This window comes from Marinobacter changyiensis, from assembly GCF_009193265.1.
Taxonomy (GTDB): Bacteria; Pseudomonadota; Gammaproteobacteria; order Pseudomonadales; family Oleiphilaceae; genus Marinobacter; species Marinobacter changyiensis.
Window position 1 is genome coordinate 479,357 of record NZ_VZZZ01000001.1, and the last position, 23,325, is coordinate 502,681.

Below are 23,325 nucleotides of genomic sequence, written 5' to 3' on the forward strand. Positions count from 1 at the left end.
GGCAACCCGGAGACCATCGCGCTGCCGCAGTGCCGCCGCAGCTTGCCGGGCGCTGAAGACCGAGGGGATTTCAGCTCCGGAAGAACAGCCGGGAGTTGTTGGCGTTACGATAGGTCAGATCCTTGAGTCCGGCGGTGGCGTGGTCGGCAGCGCGCCGGGCGGCCAGCACCCTGTCGTGATGGGGAGATTTGTCACAGACCGGATCGGCATTGTCGGCGTTGCCTGTCAGCAGATACGCCTGACATCGGCAACCACCAAAATCCTTGCCCTTTTCATCACAGGAACGGCAGGGCTCCGGCATCCAGCTGTCACCCCGGTAGTGATTGAAACCCGGGCTGTCGTACCAGATCGATTTCAGCGTGCTCTCGCGGGTGTTCGGGAATTCAATCGGCAGCAATCGGGCACTGTGACAGGGTAGCGCCGTGCCATCCGGCGCCACCGTCAGGAACAGGCTGCCCCAGCCGTTCATGCAACCCTTCGGACGTTCCTCGTAATAGTCCGGAGTCACAAAAATCAGCTTCATGGCCGAACCGCTGTCCGCCAGCCGCTGGCGATAGACATTCACTTCCCGCTCTGCCACTTCCAGCTGCCCGGCGGAGGGCATCAGCCCTTCCCGGTTCTTGAAGGCCCAGCCGTAATACTGGCAGGTGGCGAGCTCGACGTAATCGGCGCCCAGTCGATCACACAGTGAGATGATGTCATTCATCTGGTGAATGTTGTGGCGATGTATGACGAAGTTGAGCACCATCGGGTAGCCGGCTTCCTTGACCGCCCGGGCCATGGCCAGCTTCTGTTCGAACGCTTTGCGGGAACCGGCGACGGCATTGTTGAGCTCGGGGTCGGAGGCCTGAAAGCTGACCTGGATGTGGTCCAGACCGGCTACCCGGAAGTCGTTAACCTTGGCGTCGGTAAGCCCGATTCCGGAAGTAATCAGGTTGCTGTAATAACCCAGGTGCCGGGCCTCGGCAATCAACTCCGCCAGATCCTGCCGCACCAGAGGCTCACCCCCTGAAAAACCGAGCTGGGCCGCACCCATTGCCCGGCCCTGGCGCAGCACGCTCACCCACTGTTCGGTGCTGAGTTCGTCCTTACTCTGGGCAAAATCCAATGGATTGGAGCAATAGGGACATTGCAGCGGGCAGCGATAAGTCAACTCCGCCAGCAGCCACAGTGGCGGGCCTATGGCTTTTTCCTGACCGTTCAGCAGCCTCGTCATTGCAACAGGATCCAGTGCTTGCCCAGGGCGTCGGCCAGAAATTCACAGACGTCCTCCTTCAACGGGCCGGCCTCGGGAAACTGTTGCTCCAGCCGGGCGACCACCTGCTCCACCGTGCGGGTGCCGTCCAGCTCCGCCAGAATTGCCGAGGCGCTGTCATTGAGCTTGACCATGCCTTCCGGGTAAAGCAGCACGTGGGCGTTCTGCACCGGCTCCCACTGGAAGCGAAAGCCCGGGCGCAGCGCTGGCACCTGGTCGAGCATCATTCCAGCCCCCGGTGGTAGACCTGTTGCGCGGTGACGGTGTGATACGGCGGCGTCTGGTGCACATACGCCATAGTCATGGCATCCAACATAGACCATAAAATATCCAGTTTGAACTGCAGGATTTCCAACGCCCGGCTCTGGGCCGAGGCGGTGTCAAAGTGATCAAGGGTGATGGACAGACCATGCTCGACATCCCGACGGGCTTCCGACAGGCGTTTGCGGAAATAGGCGTAGCCCTGGGCATCAATCCAGGGGTAATGGGTGGGCCAGCTCTGCAGCCGGGACTGGTGAATCTCCGGGGCGAAGAGCTCCGTCAGGGACGAACAGGCGGCCTCTTGCCAGCTGGCGCGACGGGCGAACTGGACATAGGCGTCGACCGCAAAGCGCACCCCGGGCAACACGTGACGTTGATCGATGACTTCTTCCCGGCTGAGTCCGACAGACTCCGCCAGCGCCAGCCAGGCTTCGATACCACCGGCATCGTCGCCGCTGCCATCGTGATCCAGCACTCGTTGCAACCATTGGCGTCGAATCGCCGGCTCCGGACAGTTGGCCATGATGGCGGCGTCTTTGCGGGGAATGCTGATCTGGTAGTAATAACGGTTAGCCACCCAGCCCCGAATCTGTTCCGGTGTGCATTGCCCGCTGTACATGGCCTGATGGTAGGGATGATGAATGTGGTAGAACTGCCCTTTTGCGCGCAATGCCTTTTCGAAGGCTTCCCGATTCATAGCGGGCTCAGGCCTGTGACTGACTATGGCGTTCATGCTGCCCCCGGCAGTTCCAGATGGAGACCGTCCCACGCCACCTCGATGCCATGCTGGTTCAGCACTGCGCGCTCTGCCGAGTCCTCATCCAGAATCGGGTTGGTGTTGTTGATGTGGATCAGGATCTTGCGCCTGGCCGGCAGGCTGTCCAGCAACTCGATCATGCCGCCAGGGCCACTCTGGGCAAGGTGACCCATTTCCTGACCGGTCCGGGTGCCGACTTCGCAGCGCAGCATTTCATCGTCATTCCAGACGGTACCGTCCACCAGCAGAGTGTCGGCACGGGCCATCCACTGGCGGATAGAATCATCGGGCTGGCCCAGCCCCGGGGCGTAAAAAAGCGTGGCACCGGTGCGGGCATCTTCAATGAACAGACCCACGTTGTCCCCCGGATGGGTCTTGTTGCGACGCGGTGAATAAGGCGGCGCATTACTGAGCAGAGGGATGGCGGTTATCGTCAGGGAGGGCGCGCAAGGGACGTTAAATGACTGGCCCTCCCGACAGGGCATTTCGTGCCAGCGCAAGCCGCCGTTCCAGTGCTCAAGTATAGTAAACAGGGGAAAGCCTGTACTCAGGTCTTCATGGACCTGGGCGGTACACCAGACGTCCAGCGGGCAACCTTCCCGCAGAGCCAACAGACCGGTGGTGTGGTCGACCTGGCTGTCGATCAGAATAATGGCGTTGATACCGGTATCCCGGAGGCTTCGGGCGGGTTGCATGGCAGGAAAAGAAGCCAGCTGAGCCCGAATATCCGGCGAGGCATTGCAGAGAATCCAGTGCTCCCCATCCTCACTGATGGCAATGGAGGACTGCGTGCGCGCGCTGGCATTCAGTGTGCCCTTGCGGATGCCATCACAATTGCTGCAGTTGCAGTTCCATTGAGGAAAGCCCCCGCCGGCCGCCGAGCCGAGAATATGAACGTACATGGAGTGTCTCCGGAGTGGAAAACGGCCAGCGGTTTAAGGCTGGCCGTCAATTTTCAGCGGTTGGCGAAGTACATGGTGACTTCGAAGCCGATCCGCAGGTCTTCATAGGCAGGTTTGGTCCACATAAGCTGTTCCTCTTGTTGTTTGGATCATTCGTTACCTGAACTCTCACGATAACGTTCTTTCATACTAGAGCTAGTTCAACTCCCGCTACATGGTACTTTGGAACGAGATTACAACTTACCAGAGGCCGGGAGCTCTCTATAGCTTAGCCTAGTATTGGATATCCCGGCCGACCAGAAAGTTCCTCAAAAAAAACGGCCCTGGGAAGGGCCGAAAAATAGCAGGAAGACCCAGGATCTCCGAAACGATGCAGTACGGAAACCACCCCGCCACATGGCGGGTTAAACAGGACACCTCCCTGTGTCAGCTGGCCTCACGGCCAGCGTTGGCACAACAACTCTCAACCGTTTTTAACAACTCTCACCAGGTCCGACTCAGAAAAAGCCCAGCGGATTCGTGTCGTAGCTGACCAGCAGGTTTTTGGTCTGCTGGTAATGATCGAGCGCCATCTTATGGTTCTCGCGACCCACACCGGACTTCTTGTAACCACCGAACGCCGCATGAGCAGGGTACTGGTGGTAGCAATTGGTCCAGACCCGACCGGCCTGAATAGCGCGGCCCATGCGATAGGCCCGGTTGATGTCGCGAGTCCACAGACCGGCGCCCAGTCCGAACTCGGTATCGTTGGCAATTGCCAGTGCTTCTTCCTCGTCCTTGAAGGTCGTGACACCCACGACTGGCCCGAAGATTTCCTCCTGGAAGGTACGCATGTCGTTCCTGCCCTTCAGCAGGGTCGGCTGAATATAGAAGCCGTTGGCGTATTCACCTGACATCTCCTGGCGGCCACCGCCGGTCAGCACTTCTGCGCCTTCCTGCTTGCCGATCTCGAGATAGGACATGATCTTGTCAAACTGCTCTTTGCTCGCCTGTGCACCTACCTGAACGTCGGTATCCAGCGGATTGCCGCGCTTGATGCTCTTGGTGCGGTCGATAACCATGGCCATGAATTCGTCGTACATGTCTTCCTGTACCAGGGCACGGGACGGACAGGTGCAGACTTCACCCTGGTTGAAGAACGCCAGCACCAGACCTTCCACACACTTGCTGATGAACTCGGGCTCGGCTTTCATGACGTCAGAGAAGTAGATGTTAGGGGACTTGCCTCCCAACTCCACGGTCGACGGAATGATGTTCTCGGCCGCACACTTCATGATGTATGAGCCCACCGGGGTAGAGCCGGTAAACGCAATCTTGGCGATACGCTTGTTGGTGGCCAGAGCCTGACCGGCTTCAACACCGTAGCCGTTGACGATGTTCACCACGCCCGGGGGCAGCAGATCACCGATCAATTCCATCAGCACCAGGATGCTGGCAGGAGTCTGCTCAGCTGGCTTCATGACCGTGCAGTTACCGGCAGCGAGACAGGGCGCCAGTTTCCAGACCGCCATCAGGATTGGGAAGTTCCAGGGAATAATCTGACCTACAACGCCCAGCGGCTCGTGGTAGTGATAAGCCACGGTGTTGTTGTCAATAGCGCTGGAAGTGTCTTCCTGGGCCCGGATACAGCCGGCGAAATAGCGGAAATGGTCAACCGCCAGAGGAATGTCAGCGTTGATGGTCTCGCGAACGGCCTTGCCGTTATCCCAGGTTTCCGCCACTGACAGCATTTCGATGTTCTGCTCAATGCGGTCAGCGATTTTCAGCAGGATATTTGAGCGTTCGGTCGTTGAGGTCTTACCCCAGGCTGGAGCAGCTTTGTGGGCGGCGTCCAGCGCCAACTCGACATCTTCAGCGCTGGAGCGAGGAATCTTGCAGAACACGTCGCCGGTAATCGGCGTAACATTATCAAAGTATTGACCCTTCACCGGTGCGACCCATTCGCCACCGATGTAGTTTTCATATTTGGGCTTGAAGGAGACGACTGAGCCTTCCGTACCTGGATTTGCGTAGATCATGATGGTTTCCTCTTATTCTGATTAATGCTGTTCGATGCGATGTGCGCATTTACCCAATTACTGTAGACCTGACACCCTCACCCTTAAACAGTTCCTTCGGTGCGTAAAACACCTCATTTAGTATTAGATGCCAATGCCGGGCTTTTCTATACGGGAGTCCTGATGCCGGACCACCAGTACCGAACTATCCATGTAGTGCTTTCAATGCAGTGAGGGCCGCGGTGCGGCCCTCACTTATCTCTGCTTTGGCTTAACGACTTGCTACCCGGTCTTTCGGCAGTTTGAACGTCCAGACCATGCCACCCTGGTTGAAGTCCTTGACCACTTTGGCCACTTCTCCACCCCACAGCGGTACCGCGCCACCCCAGCCGGAGGCAACAGACACATACTGTTCGCCGTCCATCATCCAGGTAACCGGCGTGCCCACAACGCCTGAGCCGGTATTGAACTTGTAGAGCTCTTCGCCGGTTTTGGCATCAAAGGCTTTCAAGTAGCCTTCAGGAGTTCCGGTAAAAACCAGATTGCCAGCGGTGGTCATTACCCCACCCCACAATGGAGCCGGATTCTCATAGCGCCAGACTTCCTCGCCGGTTTTGGGGTCCATGGCCCGCAGTACTCCGATGTACTTGTCATTGGTCGGCTTGATGGTGAAGCCCGCGCCCAGATAGGCAGCACCTTTTTTGTAGGAGACCGGCTCGTTCCAGATATCCATGGACCACTCGTTGGAGGGCACGTAAAACAGGCCGGTGTCCTGACTGTAAGCCATTGGTTGCCAGTTCTTGCCACCGAGGAACGACGGCTGCGCCAGCACGGTTTCGCCCTTTTCACCCTGGGTGTCTGCAGGATTGCCCGGGCGACCATCCTCGGTGTTATAGATTGGTCGGCCGTCTTTATCCAGCCCTTCCGCCCAGGTAATCTTGTCGACAAACGGAAATCCACGAATGAAGTCTCCGTTGGTCCGATCCAGGACATAGAAGAAACCGTTCCGGTCCGCCGTCGCGGCGGCCTGGATGGTTTTGCCACCGTCCTCGTAATCAAATGAGATCAGTTCGTTGACGCCATCATAGTCCCAGCCATCGTTAGGAGTGGTCTGGAAATGCCACTTGATTTTGCCGGTATCAGGATCAATTGCCAGGCGTGAGGAGGAGAACAGGTTGTCACCCGGACGCAAGTGCGAATTCCAGGGCGCCGGGTTACCGGTACCAAAAAACAACGAATTGGTACTGGCGTCATAGGTGCCGCCAAGCCATGGGGCCGCACCACCACTTTTCCACAGGTCGCCCGGCCAGGTTTTTCCGGCTTCACCCCCGGTAATACCGTTTTCAACTTGCTCGCCATCCTTGTAGGTGTAGCCCATATGACCTTCTACGGTCGGACGGGTCCAGACCAGATCACCCGTCTCGGCGTCATAGGCTTCGACTTTGCCAACGATACCGAACTCACCTCCGGATACCCCGGTGATGATTTTACCGTCCACCACGGTAGGTGCCGCCGTAATCGCATAGCCGGCCTGATAATCCGCTACCGTCTTGATCCAGACGGGCTTGCCGGTGTCCTTGTTCAGGGCAACCAGCTTGGCATCCAGTGTACCGAAATAAACCTTGTCGCCGTACAAGGCAACACCCCGGTTAACCACGTCGCAGCAGGGCATGATGCCGTCTGGCAAACGTGCATCGTATTGCCAAATTTCTTCCCCGGTCTTAGCGTCGATGGCGTAAACCCGTGAGTAGGACGCCGTCACATACATGACGCCGTCTTTGATCATCGGCTGGGATTCCTGGCCACGCATTTTCTCGCTACCAAACGAAAAAGCCCATGCCGGCTGCAGGAACTGGATGTTATCGGCATTCAGGTCCTTGATGGGGCTGAAGCGCTGGCCCTGTTGGCCCATGCCGTAGCTGACAATATCTTCAGGGCTGGCCTGATCGTTCAGGATATCTTCGTCGGTGACCGCCTGGGCCCCCATCGAAATCGCCAGCGCAAGGGCGCTGGCGGCAAACTGCTTTCCGATCGTATGCGATCTCATTATGGTGCTCTCCAAGTCTCTTGTTTTCAGTTTCAGCGGAGAACCGGGAACTTTCCCGCTTCTTTTACCATTCTTGGCCGGGCTGCCGACCACAACAATTACCCCCCCGACCAACTTCTCTCATTACTTGGTCGTACGACCCTGTAACGCAGACCCCGCGGATCCGGCGCCTTGCCTGCCTACTCCGCGCTCACACCGAGAATTTCATCGTAGAAGGCGGGCATGGAATAACGCAGCCCGTGGCGGGCAAAAATTGCCTCGATCTCGCCGTCGCGAACCATGCCGTCGACGATAGCTTCGATCGCATAACCGAGCTGGCGGTGGGTATGTTTCACCGCCATACCGACATCCCAAACCTGCTTGCCGATCGCAGGAAACCCGTTGGTCGCCGCCACGAAACCGCTGTCCGGACGTTTGTGGAGTTCCAGGTCGACTTCGGCCCGCATGCCCATGACCGCACTGACCTCACCGGCGTCCATGGCGTCAAAGGCGGCCCGGATGTTGGTGTAATGTTTAACATTGTTCCGGAGCCGTCCCTGAAAGGTGGAGCTCAGGTAAAAATCCGGCAGGGTGTCGATCTCCACACCGATCGGATGGTATTGAAACAGTGCGATGGTGGTTACTTCCTGGATCTTGTCCGGGTTGTAGGCGATCTGCCATTGTTCCTGATGATACGGCCCGAACAAAACCACCTGCTCGTTCATGTATTCGCCGGTGGAGTCCTGCATGTAGGCGTACTTCTTATCGTAGGGCACCCGCATCATGATGTCGGCAATACGCCGTTTGGCCAGGTAATGACCTTTCCAGACGTTGTTGCGCAAATCGTCAGAGAGGTTTTCATCCGGCACGATCCAGTGCGCCCGGAACTCCACCCCCAGCTCTTCGGCGATCCGGTGGCCAATATCGATATCCACCCCGGTGGGCTTGCCATCCTTCAGATAGGAATAGGGCGGGAAGTTTTCATAAGTACCAACCTTGAGAAAACCGGACTCTATGACAATGTCATAAGGCCGCTCCGGGGGGCGGTCCAACAAACTCTCCGCCTGTGCCGGAAAAGCAAAGAGCAACGCCAGTAATATGCCTGTCAGGCAACGAGTCGCTAGCACTTGGCCTCCTTTTATTGCTTCGTCAGTGCCCTTGATGAATCCACCGAATCAGCAGAAAACCCGCCACTTATTGCGGCTTTGCCAGCGATTCGACGTAGGTCTTTATCGCCCACATTGCGTTCTGATCAAGGGTGCCACTGAACGATGGCATGTTGCCATACCCTTTCATGACACGGCCGATAAAGTACTCGTCATCCCACTCCGTCAGCTCTCTCAGATCCGGCGTCATACCCCCGGACATCGCCTGAATGCCGTGACAGGCCGCACAGTTACCAGCATAACCGCTCTCACCAACAGCAATGGCCTGAGCGTTCATGTCGCCGTGTTTGCCGCCCTCACGGAATGGGTTTTCAGCCAGCGGTTCGGATCCGAGATCCGGCAAGGTACCGGTGTCCGCCCCTTGCGGCGTGACATTACCGTGGCCGATCGCAACCGTGGCGCTGCCCAGAACTGCCGCTGCAACAATTAACTTTAATGAAAAATGCACTGACATACACATACCTCGATAGAGTTCTCACACATTTCCGCAGATTGCTTCTGCGAAACGAATAAACGGATGCCACAAGTTTAGGAACCTGACAGCAGGTTCCGAATGCCACTTTCGGGTCTTCGTGCTAGTTCCTTGGTCGTAGGCTTTGCGTCTCTCACCGCCCGGATTGCCCGGACAATTAGTCCTTTGGTACTGCCAAACTTCTACTTTCTGAATATTTCAGTGCGGTGGGTGCTTCTCTAAACTATTAATTACTTGCGACTCAATGATTTTTGCGCCACCGGAGCGACACATGTTGCGACTGCCTTACATCTCCCACGCTGTGTGCATGCTTGCGCTCACTCTGGTGGCATTGGCTGCGGCCCCCGCGGCAGCTGTCGACATCCGCATGGGCTACATTCAATGGGTGCCCGATCGGGGGCCGGTGCTGTCAAACATCATTCCGGAACCCGAGGATGGTGGACTCCGGGGTGCGGAGCTGGCGGTGCAGGACAACAATTCGACGGGGCGATTCCTGCAGCAGAGTTACAGCCTGAAAACGGTCATGGCGGATTCGGCCGAGCAGGCCGTACAGACTCTGTCTACGATGATGGACCAGGGTATCGAGCTATTTGTCCTCAATGTTCCGGCAACTACCCTGCGCACCATGGCCGCGACCGCAGGGGACAAGGTGTTGTTGTTCAACGCAGGCGCCAAGGATGATGCCCTGCGCATCAGCGAGTGTTCCCCCAATACCCTGCACACCATTGCCAGTTACAGTATGCTCACCGATGCCCTCGCCCAGTGGCTGAACAGTCGACGCTGGAACGATATTTTCCTGATCACCGGCCCCACCGACCAGGACATCCAGTGGGCCGAGGGTTTTCGCCGGGCCAGCAAGCGCTTCAACCTGGATATCGTGACCGAAAAGCCCTGGACCTTCGACGGCGACTTGCGCCGTACCGCCTCCAAAGAGCTGCCTCTCTTTACCCAGGGGGCGGACTACGATGCCGTAGTGGTCGCCGACGTGCGTGGTGATTTTGGTGAGTACGTGCCCTACAACACCTGGCTGCCGCGCCCGGTCATCGGCACCCAGGGCTTGACCCCTGTTACCTGGCACCGGGTGGTGGAGGCCTGGGGCGCCGCTCAGCTTCAGAGCCGGTTCCGGGATCTGGCAGACCGCGGCATGAACGACCTGGACTACGCTGGCTGGATTGCCGTCAGATCGATCGGGGAGGCTGTGACCCGGGCCGGATCGCCAGCCTCCGGAGATGTCCGTGCCTACGTTCTTTCCGACCAGTTCCAGCTTGACGGGTTCAAGGGCCGTAAACTGAGTTATCGCTCCTGGAATGGCCAGTTGCGGCAGCCCATTCCGCTGGTACACCCACGCGCCCTGGTCGCCCAAACGCCTATTGAGGGTTTCCTGCATCCCAAGACCGATCTCGATACGCTCGGATACGATGCGCCCGAGAGCACCTGCAGGATCAGCCGATGATAAATGCTGCAATGCGGTCAGAACGCCCGCATTCCAATAAAAGAACAGGGAAAACTCCATGAACAAAAAAAAAATCAAAACCCTTACTCTCACTGCCCTGGTCAGCATAGCGTCACCGCTTTGGGCCGAGATGGCCTATGTTTCCAACGAAAAGGACAACACAATCTCGGTGATCGATCTGGACGCCATGGAAGTCGTGGACACCATCGATGTCGGTCAACGACCCCGTGGCATTCTGCTCTCCAAGGACAAGAGCACGCTGTATATCTGCGCCAGCGATGACGACACGGTTCAGGTGATGGATCTGGCCACCCGCAAGATTGTCGACTCCCTTCCCTCCGGCGAAGACCCGGAACAGTTTGCCCTCCACCCAAACGATCGCCACCTCTATATCGCCAACGAGGATGACGACATCACCACCGTGGTGGACGTAAAGACCAAAGAGGTGCTGGCCCAGATTCCGGTCGGGGTCGAGCCGGAGGGCATGGCCGTCAGTCCCGACGGGCGCTGGGCAGTCAACACCAGTGAAACCACCAGCATGCTGCACTGGATCAACACCGAGACGTTCGAAATCGAGAAGAACATTGTGATTGGCCAGCGCCCCCGCCATGTCGAATTCAGCCATGACAGCAAATTCGCCTGGGCATCCGCCGAGATCGGCGGCACTGTGCACATCATTGATGTGGACAAACTGGAAGCGGTAAAAGTCCTCGATTTCAAAATACGGGGGGTGAACCAGGACAAGGTGCAACCGGTTGGCATTGAACTGACTTCTGACGGCCGTTACGCCTTTGTCGCACTGGGTCCCTCAAACCACGTTGCGGTGGTTGACGCACAAACCTATGAAGTCCTGGATTATCTGCTGGTAGGCAGCCGGGTATGGCAGCTTGACCTCAACGCTGACCAGTCTATGCTCTTGACCACCAACGGCGTGAGCGGTGATATTTCAGTCATTGATGTAGAGGATATGAAAGTGATCAAATCCATCAAGGTGGGCCGCTACCCCTGGGGTGTGGTGATCGCACCGTCGTCCTGATACGGAATCAAAGCAAAGCCATGACCATTGAAGCTCGTAACATCGGTTTCCGGTACGGCTCGAAACAGGTTCTTACGGAGGTCAGCTTTACGCTGGCCGCTGGCCGTTTTCATGCCCTGCTCGGCCCCAACGGCGCCGGTAAATCCACGTTGTTCGGGTTGATGACCCGCCTGCTGGCGCTGCAAACCGGTGACTTGTTCCTGGATGGTCAATCCCTGCGCAAACAGCCAGCGGATGCCATGAGGCACATCGGTGTGGTATTCCAGCAGAACGCCCTGGACCTGGACCTGACAGTACGCCAGAACCTGCTGTACCACGCCGCCTTGCACGGATTATCCCGCAAGGAAGCGCGCCTGCGCAGTGACCGGGAACTGGAGCGGTTCGCCCTCGCCGAGCGCGCCAATGACCCGGTACGGCTGCTGAACGGCGGCCACCGGCGCCGGGTAGAAATTGCCCGCGCCCTGCTGCATCACCCAACCTTGCTGTTGCTGGATGAACCGACCGTCGGCCTCGATGTGGCCAGCCGCGCCGCGCTGAACAGTCACGTCCGTAAGCTCTGTGCCGAGGATGGCCTGACGGTGCTCTGGGCCACGCATTTGATTGAGGAGGTACAACCGGAAGACCGGGTGCTGATCCTGCACGAGGGCGTGTTGCTGGCCAACGGCGAAGGTCAGGCGCTGTGCGACCACGAAGGTCAGCCGGACCTTGCCACCACCTTTCACGCCCTCACCGGAGCCGGATCTTCATGAAACCCGTCCATTACTGGCACTGTTTTGTCGGCATCCAGGTTCGCGAGTGGCTCAGGTTCTGGCAACAGCGTACCCGCTTCTTCAGTGCCCTGGTGCGCCCGTTACTGTGGCTGGTGGTGTTTGCCGCCGGGTTCCGGGCAGTCCTTGGGGTGTCCATCATTCCGCCTTACCAGACTTACATCACCTACGAGACCTACATCGCCCCCGGCCTGTGCGGCATGATCGTGCTGTTCAACAGCATGCAGGGCGCACTCTCCATGGTATATGACCGGGAACTGGGTAGCATGCGGGTGTTGCTGATGAGCCCTTTGCCGAGGCCCTTCCTGCTGGTCACCAAACTGCTGTCCATGGGAATCGTATCGATCGGCCAGGTATATGTGTTCCTGCTGGTGGCCCGGCTGCTGGATGTGGAACCGCCCGCCTGGGGTTATCTGGCGGTGCTGCCGGCCCTGCTGTTGGCGTCTTTGATGCTGGGCGCCCTGGGGCTGCTGATTGCGACCTGGATCAAACAACTGGAGAACTTCGCCGGGGTGATGAATTTCGTCATCTTCCCGATGTTCTTCCTGTCCTCGGCGCTCTATCCGCTGTGGAAAATGCAGGAAGCCAGCCCCTGGCTCTACTGGCTGTGCCAGTTCAACCCCTTCACCCACGCCGTCGAGGCCATCCGCTTCGCCCTCTACCTGCAATGGAATCCCCAGGCCTTTGGCATCACCGCCGCTGTCACCCTGGTGCTCGCCGGCCTCGCCACCGCGGGCTTCCGGCCACAGCGCACCAAGATCCTGGATACCAAAACCGCTTAGGCTGGGCCCGCGAGTGCCCGTAGCCGCAGTGTCAACGACTCTGCGGTCGCGGATGCGGTCAGTGGATCATCCCACTGCAATCGTGCCGGCACACCATCCAGATACCAGAGGCGGTTGGCGAGGCGGTCTGCGTCCCGGGGGTCGTGGGTGACACAGATCATTGCCATGGCGGGGTAATCGTCCAGCAGGGTGCTGATCAAGGCCCGCAACTCATCTGCGCGATCCGGGTCCAGGGAGGCGAAAGGCTCATCGAGCAACAACAGGTCGGGCTTGATCGCGAGGCAGCGGGCCAGGGCAGCGCGGCGCGCCATGCCCAGGGAAAGCTGGTCTGGCAGCACATCGCCGGCGCCGCCAAGACCCACCTGTTCGAGCAGCCGGTCGACTTCCCGGGGGCTGGCTCCCACCAGCAACAGGTTCTGCCTAACGGTGCGCCAGGGCAGCAAACGGTGCTCCTGGAACAGATAACCGATGCGAAGGCCTGGCTGGGTCCTGATCATCTCACCGGTCAAGCGGCGGTCGAGGCCCGCAATGCCATTGAGCAAGGTGGTTTTGCCCACGCCGGAGGGGCCCAGCAGGCAGATGCGATCCCCTGCGTCTACTTGAACAAAAATCTCTCCCAGCACCGGATGACCTGCCGCGATGCCGTCGATCCGCAACTCAAGCATGATGCATTCCCGCTGTGCGCCAGCGCGAAGCCTTGCGTTCCAGCGGTTGCAGCAGGGCGAGTTCGATCAGCTGCACCACCGCAATAAACGCCAGGCTGTATGCCAGGATACTCGCCACATCGAAGACCTGAAACGCCATATGAAGCTGGAAACCAATGCCATCGGAGCGACCCAGCAGCTCCACCACCAGCACGATTTTCCAGATCAGTGCCAACCCACCCCGGGTTGCTGCCATCATGTAGGGGAACAGTTGCGGCACCCAGACATGCACGGCCCGCTGCCAGTGACTGAACCGGTACACCCGGGCCATCTGTTCCAGCCGCCCGTCCAGACTGCGAGCGCCCTCCCGCACAGTGACAGCAACGTTGGGCACCTTGTTGATCACCACCGCCATTACGGCAGCAGTTTCGACCAGCCCGAACCAGACGTAAAGCAGGATAATGACGACCAGCGCCGGTAGGTTGAGGAACAGCACCAGCAGCGGATCAAGCAGCGCATTGGCGAGCAGGGAGCGTCCCATCCAGATACCCAGCAGGGTGCCGAGGGTCATAGCAAGAACAAAGCTGATGATCACCCGGCGCAGAGTCACGCCCAGGTGGTATTGCATGTCACCGGTCTGGACCGACTGCCAGAAGCTCTCCAGCACGATGGCCGGCGTCGGTAGCAATGCTGTATCCAGGACTGCTGCCGTCAGGGCCCACACCAGCACCGCCAGGGGCAGCATGATCCAATAGGCCCAGCGCGGGGGATTCATGGGGTGGGCCTGAAAAACAGACTGTCCGGCAGCGGCCTGTGGTTTTGCGTTCCCGCTGAAAGTCGGAGCAAACGCTGGAGATCGTTGATACGACTCGGGTCCAGAGGCTCCGGAATGCCCGCGACGAAGCCCTCGCGCAGGGCCTGGAATACCCCGTCATCCTCGGCACGCATCAGCGGCCTCAAAGCCGCCCAGTGCGCCGGATTGGCTGCAAGCTCGGCTTTGGCTTGCCGCAATGCCCGGTCAAACCGGCTTAGCAAGGTCGGGTTCCGGTCGGCCCACGATTCGGGAAAAACATAGCCCAGTACCGGCAGGTCAGGGTTCAGCTCCAGCGCGCTCAACAGGTCGTCCATGCTGAATGCGGTGCGGACCCCGCCTTCGCCTTTCAGCCGGGCGGCAAAGTGCCAATAGGTAATCAGGGCATCCACCTGCCCTCGCCGCAACGCCTGGCTTAGCAACGGAGGCGCCGCATACTGCACATCAACATTACCTGCCAGCTCAATGCCCTGCTGTTGAGCCACTTTTTGCAGCAGTATCCAGCCCTTGGCGTCCGGCCCGCCAGCCACCCCGATACGTTTGCCCAGCAAGTCCGGCAACGCTTGTATCGGGGAGTTTTCCGGTACAACGATGTCACCGATGGCGGATGAGAAAGGCAGGTAAAGAAAGGGAGCACCAGAGTCGTAACGGGATTGCACCCACAACAGATCCGCCACCGCGCCGTTGACGTCACCACTGGACACGGCCAGATGGGATGCTGCCAAATTGGCTACCTCGCGCACCTCAAGCGTGAAACCGTGGGCGAGGTCCAGCTGTTGCCGTTGCAGATGATCAAGCTCCCAATGGGCGGTGCCGAACTGGAGGACACTGAGCGACAGCACGGGTAAGGGCTCGGCAGGCCCGCCTGGCGGGGCATCTGCTAGCGCCGTCAGGGTGACAGAGAAACAACTGAACACCAGCAAATACCGGCACAACCTGTCACACAGAACTCCGGTTAGAGCCCCCATGACACCGGAGTCAGGGCGAAATATCTCTGAAAATTTTCTCATTTGTTCACGATACGAACCCTGGCCACTGACAAGAATAGTACTTTGGTGCATCTTTTTTGCTGCGATGGTCTCATTCACCCAAAGCGAAAATCGGCGTCTACTGACAGGACTATCATAGCTGCCTGAAGTTTGTCCAGACACCCGATAGCATCATCCGGCTCTAACACCCGAATCGATAACAACAACAGAGGGATAGCCATGCTGACCCCGACACGGGAAGCAATACCGGCCAAAACCGACTATGCTGAAAAAAATAGCGAACTGGCCAAAAGTGAAGCTGACACCATGGAAGTGACTACACCGGTATACAAAATTCTGATCGCGGATGATCACCCGTTGTTCCGCGAGGCGATCACCAGTGTGATCGAGTCCGGGTTCGCAGGCAGCGAAGTGATCGAAACCGCAGATCTGGACAGCGCCTTGCTGCTTACCCACGAACATGACGACCTCGATCTGATTCTGCTGGACCTCAACATGCCGGGCATGCATGGCCTGAACGGGCTGATTTCCCTGCGCAATGAGGCCCCGACCATTCCGGTAGTCATCGTCTCGGCGGAAGAGGACAAGCAAGTCGTCTTACAGGCCATTACTTACGGCGCCATTGGCTTCATCACCAAATCGTCGCCCCGGGCCCAGATGACGGAAGCCATCCAACAGATCCTCAATGGCAATGTGTACCTGCCCTCTGACATCATCCGCACCGGTAAAGAGAGCACCCGCCGGCACCGGCAGGACGACAACCTGATCTCGGCTGAATTGCTGAACTCCCTGACCCGAAGGCAGCTGCTGGTACTGGAGCGTATGTCCAAGGGCGAATCCAACAAGCAGATCGCCTATAACCTCAATATTGCGGAGACCACCGTTAAGGCTCATGTATCGGCCATCCTGCGCAAGCTGGGCGTTCACAATCGGGTACAGGCTATCCTGTCGGCCAGTGACGTGGACTTCAGCCAGTACCTGAAGCGCTAGCAAGGCGAAGCGCAACGCTCAGGCGCTCCTTAACAGATGCGTCAGGGCGCTCCGCAGCTTCAGGGGCTTGACCGGCTTGTTCATCAGCAGATAACCCTGAGCCCGGATATGCTGTTTGAGTTCATTGCTGTAATTCGCGGTAATCATCAGCACCGGTAGTGGCTGGGCACGACGCCGGTTAACCTCTGCGACGGCGTCTACCCCGTTCTCGTCGTTGTCCAGATGATAGTCCGCCAGAATCACGTCAACCTTCTCGTTAGCCAGATCAACTTTGCCGGCCAGGTCCTCCAGCGATACCGCTGTCACCACCTCGCAACCCCAGCCTTCCAGCAATGTAGCCATACCGCTGCAGATCGCACGATCATTGTCGATCACCCAGATGCGGGCATCATTCAGATCCTGATCCTGCCGGATGCTCAGGGCGACATCTTCCTGCATCTGTTTGGGCTGCAGCTGTCCCAGGGGCACCTCGACGGAAAAGACCGAACCCTTACCCTCGGTGGAACTGACGGTGATTCGATGGTTCAGCATACGGGCGATTTTATCGACGATAGCCAGCCCCAACCCCAGCCCCTTGTCGGCGGGTGAGCCCGCGGGGCGGATGCGTTTGAACTCCTGGAAAATCTCGGTCAGTTTGTCCGCCGGAATGCCAGGCCCGGTGTCCCATACCTGCAGCAGTAAACTGTTCCGGCGCCGACGGCAGCCCAGCATGATCCGGCCTTTGCCGGTATACCGGATGGCGTTGGTTAGAAAGTTACGCAGGATCCGCGCCAGTAACTGGGAATCCGACTGCACCACCACCGACGAAGCTACAAAGTCCAGCTCCAGACCTTCCGCCAGCGCCATCTGGCGGAACTCCCGGGCCAGGTTGTTGAGCAGGTCTCTCAGATCAAACGCCGTGACATCGGGTTTGATCACGCCGGCATCGAGCTTGGAAATATCCACCAGCGTGCCCAGCAGGCTTTCGACATCATCCAGGGAGGTGCTGACCGAGCGCACCAGGCCTTCCGCTCTGGAACCGAAGGAATGCTCCAGCAGGGCACTGGTAAACAGCCTGGCTGCGTTCAGAGGCTGCAGCAGATCGTGGCTGACCGCCGCCAGAAATTTGGTTTTGGACAGGTTCGCCCGCTCGGCTTCCAGCTTGGCATCCCTCAGGCGCGCTTCCACGGCGGACCTTTCGTTGATTTCCTGGCGCAGCTGGCTGTTCAGTCCGGTCAAGGCTGACGTGCGTTCTTTTACCCGGCGCTCAAGGTTGTCGTAGGCCTGCTGCAACGCCAAAGCGGTCCTGCGCCGGTCAGTAATATCGCGAATCATCACGAAGAACCCTACCACTCGGCCCTTATCGTCAGTATTGGGCACATAGGAGCGCAACATGTAACGCTGCTCGCCCCGGGCATTGGACTCTTCGAACTCAAAGGTTACGTTTTGCCCCGCCATGGCTTCCTGCATCTTGGGTAACAGGCGCTTGAAGAGCTCTGGCCCATGAACGCTGGAGAGATCACGGCCCAGCAAGGACTGCTGGCCATCTCCGTACCAGGCATCGTAGACCTTGTTGCAAAATTGGATGGTGAAATCCGCCCCGATGTACGCTATCAATGCTGGCACATGGTCGGTCACCAGCCGGATCCAGCGTTCGCTTTCCTTGAGCGTTTCGGCGTAACGGTAACGTTCGGTGATATCGGTATAGGTGTTGACGAAGCCACCGTCGGGCATCGGGTGAGTCTTGATTTCCAGCACCGTGCCATCTTTCTGGCGGTGCACTTGCTCTTCCCGGGCCACTCGTTCGGTACCATCCGATCTGGCCGCCGGCAAAGGCAAAGCCGAGCTGGCCATGATGGCGGCAAACGGCGAATGGGTGCTGATCCGGGTAGCATCCAGGCCTGTCAGGGCCAGAAAGCCATGGTTCCAGATCTCCGGATAGCCCGCTTCGTTGACCAACACCACACCCTGGGAGAGATTATCCACTGTGGACTGCAACAGGCGGGATTTCTCTGCCAAAGCCAGTTCACGACGAGCGGTTTCCGTATTCTTGATATCGGTGATGTCGGAATACAGAACCACCAGCCCGCCCTCCCGGGTCGACCGCTCAGTCATCTGTACCCAGCGCCCATTGGACAGCAGAAACACCGAACCCTCGGCGGCGGGATCATTGTGCTCTTCCACAATCAGCCCCGAACTCAGTGCCCGCGCCTTGACGTCGCCAATCAGCGTGCCCGGTTCAATGCCTTCGCCATGGGCACTCCAATAACTGCGAAACCGGCTGTTGGCCTGAATCAGGCGGTGCTCGTGATCAAACAGTACGAAGCCATCGGCAATGCTTTCAATCGCATCGCTCAGGCGCTGGCGGGTAGTTTCGGCTTCGTACCGGGCCTTACTGAGGGCTTTGTTGCTGGATTTGAGGTCGCCCATGGCGATGTTGAGGGCTTCGGTGCGCTCACGTACCTGCTCGGCCAGGATGACGGAATGCTCAAAGGCAGCATAGGGCTCCGGTTTATGAGCCGTGCTGGACTCTACCCGGGTAATCAGGGCATCCCGGATTCTGTGCAGACGCAGATTTTCTGCCTCAAGCTCGCGAATCCGGATATCCTTTGGGTCCTCAGGCGGAATATCAGAGGTCTCCGGCGCTGGCATCAGGTTGCCCAATCACCACCCCCGTGAATGTCTGATTAATATGCATGCCCTCAAACTGCTCGCCGTAGGTATTGAATCCGATCACCTTGTGGGCTTTCAGGAACTCGGAGGTCTGCTCTGCGACACCCGTCAGTTCGGCTTCCAGGCGCCGCAGGAAACAGTCACAGCCAATAGTCAGCAATGGAGGTCCGACCTCTGCTTCGGCTTCCTGCAGGTGCTGCCGCAGGTTGTCCAGTAACGGCCCCGGCTCCATGGCAGTCATGACAATACCGGTTTCAACCGCGCAGTAAAAAGTCAGGCTCTTGTCCGGATTCACCCGCTGGATAGAACGGATAAAGTAGTGATTGCCGATTTTGACCGCCATCGGCCGCAGCGCAAAGGTCTTGCGGTCAAGGTCTTCAAACGCCACGCCTGCCGCCCGGGCATAGGCTTCCCCCGCAGGCTCCGCGTTCAGCTCGAACACCGTTCGGCTGTCGCTGTCTGCTGACGTCACCACCAGCTTGTCGTTACGTTCCTGCATGTGGTGAGTGGAAAACACCCGGAAATCCAGCGACGTGTTTACCAGCAGCACCGTCGCGGCCCGGGTGTGAAAGCAGCCGTCATAAAAAACATGCGTGTTGGCCAGGCGTTCGTCATCGCCGGCGGAACCACCGAAATGTGGAATGCTCCCCAGGGCTGAATTCAGGGTGGCAAGCACGAGTTCCTCACGGCTGGACAAACCGTCGAGCAGGGTTATGGCAAATGTGTTGCCCTTCACCGGGGCAATGTTTCCGCCTTTGCAGGTGCTCAACAGGCCATCGATCAAATCCTGGGCACCCTGCAGGGAGAAACTTTCCAGCTCGCTGATCAATGCGCAGCCAATGGCAAAGTAACGCTGGTCGAACCCGATGGCAGTGATACAACCCCGGCCATAGCCTTCGGGCGTGATTTCCCCTGCCGACGTACATCCGCATACGCGCACACCCGCAAACACGTGTTCAAGGGCGGTACCGAGCCGTAGGAGGTCATATTCAGCCGAGCAAAAGAACAACACACACCCCAGGTGTTCATGGTTGAGCTGGCTGGCCAAATGGGTGGCTGCCAGCACCGGATCTCGCGTATTGGAGCTGGCAACACGCACCGCAGATACGGCAGCGGTAGAAAGAGTAGTCGCGGACTTCATCAACGCTGGCTCCAACATCGGGGGCTGATCTGTCGATTGTACGACTTCCCCTGGCCGGGCCAATGAGACTTCAGTGCTTTTGATCGGCGCGCCAAATCTCATGTAGGCCATTGATTATCATGCCTCCAGAACAAAACCCCTTCATTTTGCAAGGCGCGAGACTCAGCAAAACAGCACTTTAGTGCTAGATCCTTTGCTAACTCCTTTACCGCTTCTCTGGTATTCCGGCAATGCAGGGCCGTTGTTGCCCCGACATTGCCAGAGAACGAGCTACTAGAACATAACTACTGCGCCAAGTGCGAGGGTGTCGGCTTCGTCGGTGGTATCGCCGGCGTTATTGGCGGACTCGAACATGTTGTACTCGGCCACCAGCTTTAAGTTGCTGTTTACATCGTGGAACACAGCAAAGGAGGTGTTCTCCGTCTCGAAATCGCCCTGATCCGAGTCCGTTTCGCCGTAGGAAACCACAAAACGGTTGGCGCCCAGTGTATAGGAACCCTGCACCAGGTAGCCGTCGGCATCCTCCTCGGAGGCAAGGGGCGTATCTGAAATCAATACGGGAACATCACCCTCGGATGTGAAGCCCGATGCGGTTAATGAGAAACCCGCCACCGACGCATTAAGGCCGTAACCGATACCCTGGCTATCCACTTCGGTAGTTGAGTTTTCAGAACTCTGATGACGGCCGTTCAGCCAGCCAGTCAAAGCCACGCCACTGAGGTCAGCACTATAGGTCACCTCGGCTTCAAAGCGCGGCGCCGACTGCTCGGACTGCGCACCTGGGGTCGTATCGGCCGGTTCAAAAATACCCGCTGCAACCTTCAGGCCACCCATATCCGGAGTCCGGTAGGTAATCTGTGCTGACGGATTCGGATAAGGGTAGCCCGTGCGGATATTGCCGAAGGATACACCGGTTGCCGCACCTGGGGACCCGAACCCCATGAGAATTTCATCCTGGAATATATTGGAACGGGCGTACAAGCCGAAATCCTTACCCAACAGGACCTGGCCGAAGGAACCGTCCACGGTGGCGTAAAACTGACGCACATCGATGGCGGTGTCAGTAGGCGACTGCAGGCTGTCGTTGATAGTGGTCCAGAATGAAGACCGGCCGCCCACGGTCAGATCGCCCATCTCTTTGCTGAAGTTGAATCCGATGGTGTTGGGCAGAAAACCCATTTTGACATCGGAATTGGTGACGTCATTCACTTTATCATCACGGTTGATGTAAAAAGCGTTGAAATAGCCATCTACCGAGAAGGTCGTGCCGTCCTCGTTATACAGCTCGACGGCGGCCTGAGACGTGGCGCTCATCCCCGACAGTGCGGCCAGCGCAAGTGCCAGCCCAGACAATTTGAAGTTGTTGTTTTTCATAGCTCCCCCGGAAATGTTCGACTCGATGTTGTTTTAGTAGGGAAAGCCGGCGCATCAGTACCTCCGGGCCTCCCCAAGGCCGTCAATCCAGACCCAATAGCTATAATCGGATAAGCGCTTGCGCAGAGGTATAAGCAAAGGGAATCGTTTGTCTGCTCATTTAGTAGGCCGCAAAACCAGCACTTTGGGATTACGACTGCGAGGGATTAAGGCAGAATTCATACGACGAATTGATCAACGATGGGGCGAGCCGGGTTAGTCGGTGTAACCCGGATAGTCATTAAGTGCCTGAAGGCAGTCGGACAGGAAACCGGCAGGGTCAGCCATCACGGCTTCGTCGGATACGACGCCGAACTGCACCCGGCCGGCGTAGCTGACAATGCTGATGCCCAGGCCGATATCGCCAGCCTGGGGCACCCAGTACATCTGCTCCATAATCCGGCAACCGGCAAGGTAGCGGGGCTCTGGTGTGCCGGATACATTCGAGACCACCGCGCTGGCTTTTCGACACAGCAGTTCCCGGAAGGATTGCCGTACGGGTGATGGCAGCAGACTGGCGCTGCTGGTCAGCCCCCAGGCGATGCAGGGTTGCCAGCTCTTTTTGAGTTTCCGGGTTTCATGTTTAACCCGGTACAGCCGCTCAAGTGCGCTTTCGCCATCCACCGGCAGCGGTACAAATACCGTGCCGAAATAGTTTCCGAGGGTGCCCGGTTCCGGCTCTATACCCTCCGGAAGGCAGCCCCGGATATTCACCGGCACGGCGGCGTGGAGCACCACCTCATCAAGGTCCAGACCGGCGTTTTCAAGCTGTTTGCGAACCGCGCCGGATACACAAGCCAGCAGGACATCGTTGATGGTGCAGCCGGTCGCCCTGGCGGCCGAACGAAAACGGGACAGCTCGACTGGCACGCTCCAGCGACAGCTTCTTCGCCCCAGCAGCGGCGTCGTCAGAGGCGAATCGGTATCCTCTGGCTCAATCAGGAACTGGCTGAGCTCATTCACCAGGCGGAGGCCGTTAAAAGCCGCTCGCTCAAGGGGACGCCGCGGCCCGGTCACTTTCTCAAGGTCCGCCACGCCACCGGTCTGGCGAGCATCCGCCCGGGTTTGCAGCGAGTGCAACCAGGCCTGGGCTGCCCGGCCCCAACGACCCAAATCCGCGCGTTCCAGGGCTCCATACAACACCGGCGCCTGTTGCGGGGAGCGGGTACAGATCCGCTCAAATACCCCCATAAGGGCAACGCCATCACCGTAACAATGGTGAATGCGCAGCAACAATGCAGCCCCACCCTCGGCATTGGGTAACAGCCAGAATTTCCAGCGCGGACGATACTCCGGCAACGGCTGGTTCAGCCGCGCCGAGACCCAGGTCTGAAGCTGAGTCTCATCAAGAGCGTCCGGTACCGTTTCGATATGGTGCTGCAGCGCAAAGGTCGGGTCAGACTCCCACCACCAGCCGGATAAATGTTGAACCGGCATGAACCGGAACCGCTCCCAGGCCATCCAGTAGATTTTTAGAAAGTCGATTAGCCGGTCGGTGGTCAACGCTTCTACCCGCATCAATACAGTGATGGTCATCGGGTTGTTGGGACGCTCCAGCGCCAACCAGGCCGAATCCACGGGCAAGAGCAAACATGATTCCTCGTGACTCAAGGCCTGACTACCCCGGCTGATAAAGAAGAGAGTGAAAATCGACCCGGCATTGTGCCAGACAAGCACCTGTGGCTCCACAAGGCCTGAAAAACAAAAAATTACACCATGTTCAGGTTCACCGCTTATAATCAAAATTAAGCAGTATTTAACATTTGTCGGGGCTGATTGGCCCGGGGGAAGGCCGAACTAACTCCGGCCGC

Annotated in this window: 21 protein-coding genes; 5 read left to right on the top strand and 16 right to left on the bottom strand. The window is 58.1% G+C overall.

All coding sequences use genetic code 11. From position 1 onward, the window contains the following. Positions 1 to 70 precede the first annotated feature (70 nt). The 9 genes from pqqE to pedF form a co-directional block, all read right to left on the bottom strand. Positions 71 to 1,216 (bottom strand): pyrroloquinoline quinone biosynthesis protein PqqE, encoded by a 1,146-nt coding sequence (gene pqqE / locus F6Y09_RS02370; RefSeq protein WP_152205314.1) that lies wholly within the window; start codon positions 1,214 to 1,216, stop codon positions 71 to 73. Then, positions 1,213 to 1,482, bottom strand: coding sequence for a pyrroloquinoline quinone biosynthesis peptide chaperone PqqD (gene pqqD / locus F6Y09_RS02375; RefSeq protein WP_246180265.1), 270 nt, complete (start codon positions 1,480 to 1,482; stop codon positions 1,213 to 1,215). The genes pqqE and pqqD overlap by 4 nt, the downstream gene beginning before the upstream one ends. Further along, entirely contained in the window at positions 1,479 to 2,249 is a 771-nt protein-coding gene (gene pqqC, locus F6Y09_RS02380) for a pyrroloquinoline-quinone synthase PqqC (protein WP_152205315.1), read from the bottom strand. Before pqqC ends, pqqD begins: the two co-directional genes overlap by 4 nt. Then, entirely contained in the window at positions 2,246 to 3,175 is a 930-nt protein-coding gene (gene pqqB, locus F6Y09_RS02385) for a pyrroloquinoline quinone biosynthesis protein PqqB (RefSeq protein WP_152205316.1), read from the bottom strand. The genes pqqC and pqqB overlap by 4 nt, the downstream gene beginning before the upstream one ends. Positions 3,176 to 3,228: 53 nt before the next feature. Further along, positions 3,229 to 3,300, bottom strand: a complete 72-nt coding sequence (gene pqqA / locus F6Y09_RS02390) for a pyrroloquinoline quinone precursor peptide PqqA (protein ID WP_007153157.1) — start codon at positions 3,298 to 3,300, stop codon at positions 3,229 to 3,231. Between the two features lie 372 nt (positions 3,301 to 3,672). Then, positions 3,673 to 5,193, bottom strand: coding sequence for an acetaldehyde dehydrogenase ExaC (gene exaC / locus F6Y09_RS02395; RefSeq protein WP_152205317.1), 1,521 nt, complete (start codon positions 5,191 to 5,193; stop codon positions 3,673 to 3,675). A 250-nt stretch (positions 5,194 to 5,443) separates the two neighbouring features. Beyond that, positions 5,444 to 7,219, bottom strand: a complete 1,776-nt coding sequence (locus F6Y09_RS02400; RefSeq protein ID WP_152205318.1) for a PQQ-dependent methanol/ethanol family dehydrogenase — start codon at positions 7,217 to 7,219, stop codon at positions 5,444 to 5,446. Positions 7,220 to 7,398: 179 nt separating this feature from the next. Next, entirely contained in the window at positions 7,399 to 8,325 is a 927-nt protein-coding gene (locus F6Y09_RS02405) for a substrate-binding periplasmic protein (RefSeq protein WP_152205319.1), read from the bottom strand. A 67-nt stretch (positions 8,326 to 8,392) separates the two neighbouring features. Next, positions 8,393 to 8,818: a cytochrome c-550 PedF gene (pedF, locus tag F6Y09_RS02410; protein WP_152205320.1), complete on the bottom strand. Its 426-nt coding sequence runs from the start codon at positions 8,816 to 8,818 to the stop codon at positions 8,393 to 8,395. 289 nt (positions 8,819 to 9,107) lie between these two features. Here pedF and F6Y09_RS02415 point away from each other — a divergent pair, with 289 nt between their 5' ends. The 4 genes from F6Y09_RS02415 to F6Y09_RS02430 are packed head-to-tail and all read left to right on the top strand — an operon-like array spanning position 9,108 to position 12,874. After that, the gene (locus F6Y09_RS02415) at positions 9,108 to 10,289 is read left to right on the top strand and encodes an ABC transporter substrate-binding protein (RefSeq protein WP_246180266.1); all 1,182 of its coding nucleotides are present in this window, start codon (positions 9,108 to 9,110) and stop codon (positions 10,287 to 10,289) included. Between the two features lie 58 nt (positions 10,290 to 10,347). Beyond that, complete coding sequence (locus F6Y09_RS02420) at positions 10,348 to 11,325, top strand: YVTN family beta-propeller repeat protein (RefSeq protein WP_152205321.1); 978 nt, start codon at positions 10,348 to 10,350, stop codon at positions 11,323 to 11,325. A 20-nt stretch (positions 11,326 to 11,345) separates the two neighbouring features. Then, on the top strand, positions 11,346 to 12,074 hold the full coding sequence (locus F6Y09_RS02425) for an ATP-binding cassette domain-containing protein (protein WP_152205322.1): 729 nt from the start codon (positions 11,346 to 11,348) through the stop codon (positions 12,072 to 12,074). Beyond that, positions 12,071 to 12,874: an ABC transporter permease gene (locus F6Y09_RS02430; RefSeq protein WP_152205323.1), complete on the top strand. Its 804-nt coding sequence runs from the start codon at positions 12,071 to 12,073 to the stop codon at positions 12,872 to 12,874. Before F6Y09_RS02425 ends, F6Y09_RS02430 begins: the two co-directional genes overlap by 4 nt. Here F6Y09_RS02430 and F6Y09_RS02435 read toward each other — a convergent pair. Genes F6Y09_RS02435 through F6Y09_RS02445 form a run of 3 tightly spaced genes read right to left on the bottom strand, consistent with a single transcriptional unit; the run spans position 12,871 to position 15,339 of the window. Next, positions 12,871 to 13,539 carry an ABC transporter ATP-binding protein gene (locus tag F6Y09_RS02435; RefSeq protein ID WP_152205324.1) on the bottom strand — a complete coding sequence of 223 codons (669 nt, stop codon included), beginning with the start codon at positions 13,537 to 13,539 and terminating at the stop codon, positions 12,871 to 12,873. The two genes, F6Y09_RS02430 and F6Y09_RS02435, sit on opposite strands and share 4 nt — an antisense overlap. Continuing rightward, positions 13,532 to 14,293, bottom strand: a complete 762-nt coding sequence (locus tag F6Y09_RS02440; RefSeq protein ID WP_152205325.1) for an ABC transporter permease — start codon at positions 14,291 to 14,293, stop codon at positions 13,532 to 13,534. The genes F6Y09_RS02435 and F6Y09_RS02440 overlap by 8 nt, the downstream gene beginning before the upstream one ends. Next, complete coding sequence (locus F6Y09_RS02445) at positions 14,290 to 15,339, bottom strand: ABC transporter substrate-binding protein (protein ID WP_246180267.1); 1,050 nt, start codon at positions 15,337 to 15,339, stop codon at positions 14,290 to 14,292. The genes F6Y09_RS02440 and F6Y09_RS02445 overlap by 4 nt, the downstream gene beginning before the upstream one ends. A 285-nt stretch (positions 15,340 to 15,624) precedes the next feature. Here F6Y09_RS02445 and F6Y09_RS02450 point away from each other — a divergent pair, with 285 nt between their 5' ends. Next, positions 15,625 to 16,308 carry a response regulator gene (locus F6Y09_RS02450; protein ID WP_152205953.1) on the top strand — a complete coding sequence of 228 codons (684 nt, stop codon included), beginning with the start codon at positions 15,625 to 15,627 and terminating at the stop codon, positions 16,306 to 16,308. Between the two features lie 18 nt (positions 16,309 to 16,326). On the opposite strand, the gene F6Y09_RS02455 is transcribed toward F6Y09_RS02450, so the two are convergent. From F6Y09_RS02455 to F6Y09_RS02470, 4 genes are all read right to left on the bottom strand, one after another. Continuing rightward, complete coding sequence (locus tag F6Y09_RS02455) at positions 16,327 to 18,939, bottom strand: hybrid sensor histidine kinase/response regulator (RefSeq protein ID WP_152205954.1); 2,613 nt, start codon at positions 18,937 to 18,939, stop codon at positions 16,327 to 16,329. Beyond that, entirely contained in the window at positions 18,917 to 20,101 is a 1,185-nt protein-coding gene (nosP, locus tag F6Y09_RS02460) for a nitric oxide-sensing protein NosP (RefSeq protein ID WP_152205955.1), read from the bottom strand. Before nosP ends, F6Y09_RS02455 begins: the two co-directional genes overlap by 23 nt. A gap of 273 nt (positions 20,102 to 20,374) precedes the next feature. Beyond that, a complete protein-coding gene (locus F6Y09_RS02465; RefSeq protein WP_152205326.1) occupies positions 20,375 to 21,475 on the bottom strand; it encodes a porin in 1,101 nt (366 codons plus the stop codon). Between the two features lie 255 nt (positions 21,476 to 21,730). Continuing rightward, positions 21,731 to 23,125 (bottom strand): WS/DGAT domain-containing protein, encoded by a 1,395-nt coding sequence (locus tag F6Y09_RS02470; RefSeq protein ID WP_152205956.1) that lies wholly within the window; start codon positions 23,123 to 23,125, stop codon positions 21,731 to 21,733. Between the last annotated feature and the right edge of the window lie 200 nt (positions 23,126 to 23,325).

Bases quoted from the DNA above. Each gene is read 5' to 3' on its own strand.
- exaC (WP_152205317.1), bottom strand. From the start codon at position 5,193: ATGATCTACGCAAATCCAGGTACGGAAGGCTCAGTCGTCTCCTTCAAG.
- F6Y09_RS02430 (WP_152205323.1), top strand. From the start codon at position 12,071: ATGAAACCCGTCCATTACTGGCACTGTTTTGTCGGCATCCAGGTTCGC.
- F6Y09_RS02400 (WP_152205318.1), bottom strand. From the start codon at position 7,219: ATGAGATCGCATACGATCGGAAAGCAGTTTGCCGCCAGCGCCCTTGCG.
- F6Y09_RS02435 (WP_152205324.1), bottom strand. From the start codon at position 13,539: ATGCTTGAGTTGCGGATCGACGGCATCGCGGCAGGTCATCCGGTGCTG.
- F6Y09_RS02425 (WP_152205322.1), top strand. From the start codon at position 11,346: ATGACCATTGAAGCTCGTAACATCGGTTTCCGGTACGGCTCGAAACAG.
- F6Y09_RS02415 (WP_246180266.1), top strand. From the start codon at position 9,108: ATGTTGCGACTGCCTTACATCTCCCACGCTGTGTGCATGCTTGCGCTC.
- F6Y09_RS02420 (WP_152205321.1), top strand. From the start codon at position 10,348: ATGAACAAAAAAAAAATCAAAACCCTTACTCTCACTGCCCTGGTCAGC.
- F6Y09_RS02450 (WP_152205953.1), top strand. From the start codon at position 15,625: ATGGAAGTGACTACACCGGTATACAAAATTCTGATCGCGGATGATCAC.
- pqqE (WP_152205314.1), bottom strand. From the start codon at position 1,216: ATGACGAGGCTGCTGAACGGTCAGGAAAAAGCCATAGGCCCGCCACTG.
- pqqD (WP_246180265.1), bottom strand. From the start codon at position 1,482: ATGATGCTCGACCAGGTGCCAGCGCTGCGCCCGGGCTTTCGCTTCCAG.
- F6Y09_RS02440 (WP_152205325.1), bottom strand. From the start codon at position 14,293: ATGAATCCCCCGCGCTGGGCCTATTGGATCATGCTGCCCCTGGCGGTG.
- pqqB (WP_152205316.1), bottom strand. From the start codon at position 3,175: ATGTACGTTCATATTCTCGGCTCGGCGGCCGGCGGGGGCTTTCCTCAA.
- F6Y09_RS02455 (WP_152205954.1), bottom strand. From the start codon at position 18,939: ATGCCAGCGCCGGAGACCTCTGATATTCCGCCTGAGGACCCAAAGGAT.
- F6Y09_RS02445 (WP_246180267.1), bottom strand. From the start codon at position 15,339: ATGAGAAAATTTTCAGAGATATTTCGCCCTGACTCCGGTGTCATGGGG.
- nosP (WP_152205955.1), bottom strand. From the start codon at position 20,101: ATGAAGTCCGCGACTACTCTTTCTACCGCTGCCGTATCTGCGGTGCGT.
- F6Y09_RS02465 (WP_152205326.1), bottom strand. From the start codon at position 21,475: ATGAAAAACAACAACTTCAAATTGTCTGGGCTGGCACTTGCGCTGGCC.
- pedF (WP_152205320.1), bottom strand. From the start codon at position 8,818: ATGTCAGTGCATTTTTCATTAAAGTTAATTGTTGCAGCGGCAGTTCTG.
- pqqC (WP_152205315.1), bottom strand. From the start codon at position 2,249: ATGAACGCCATAGTCAGTCACAGGCCTGAGCCCGCTATGAATCGGGAA.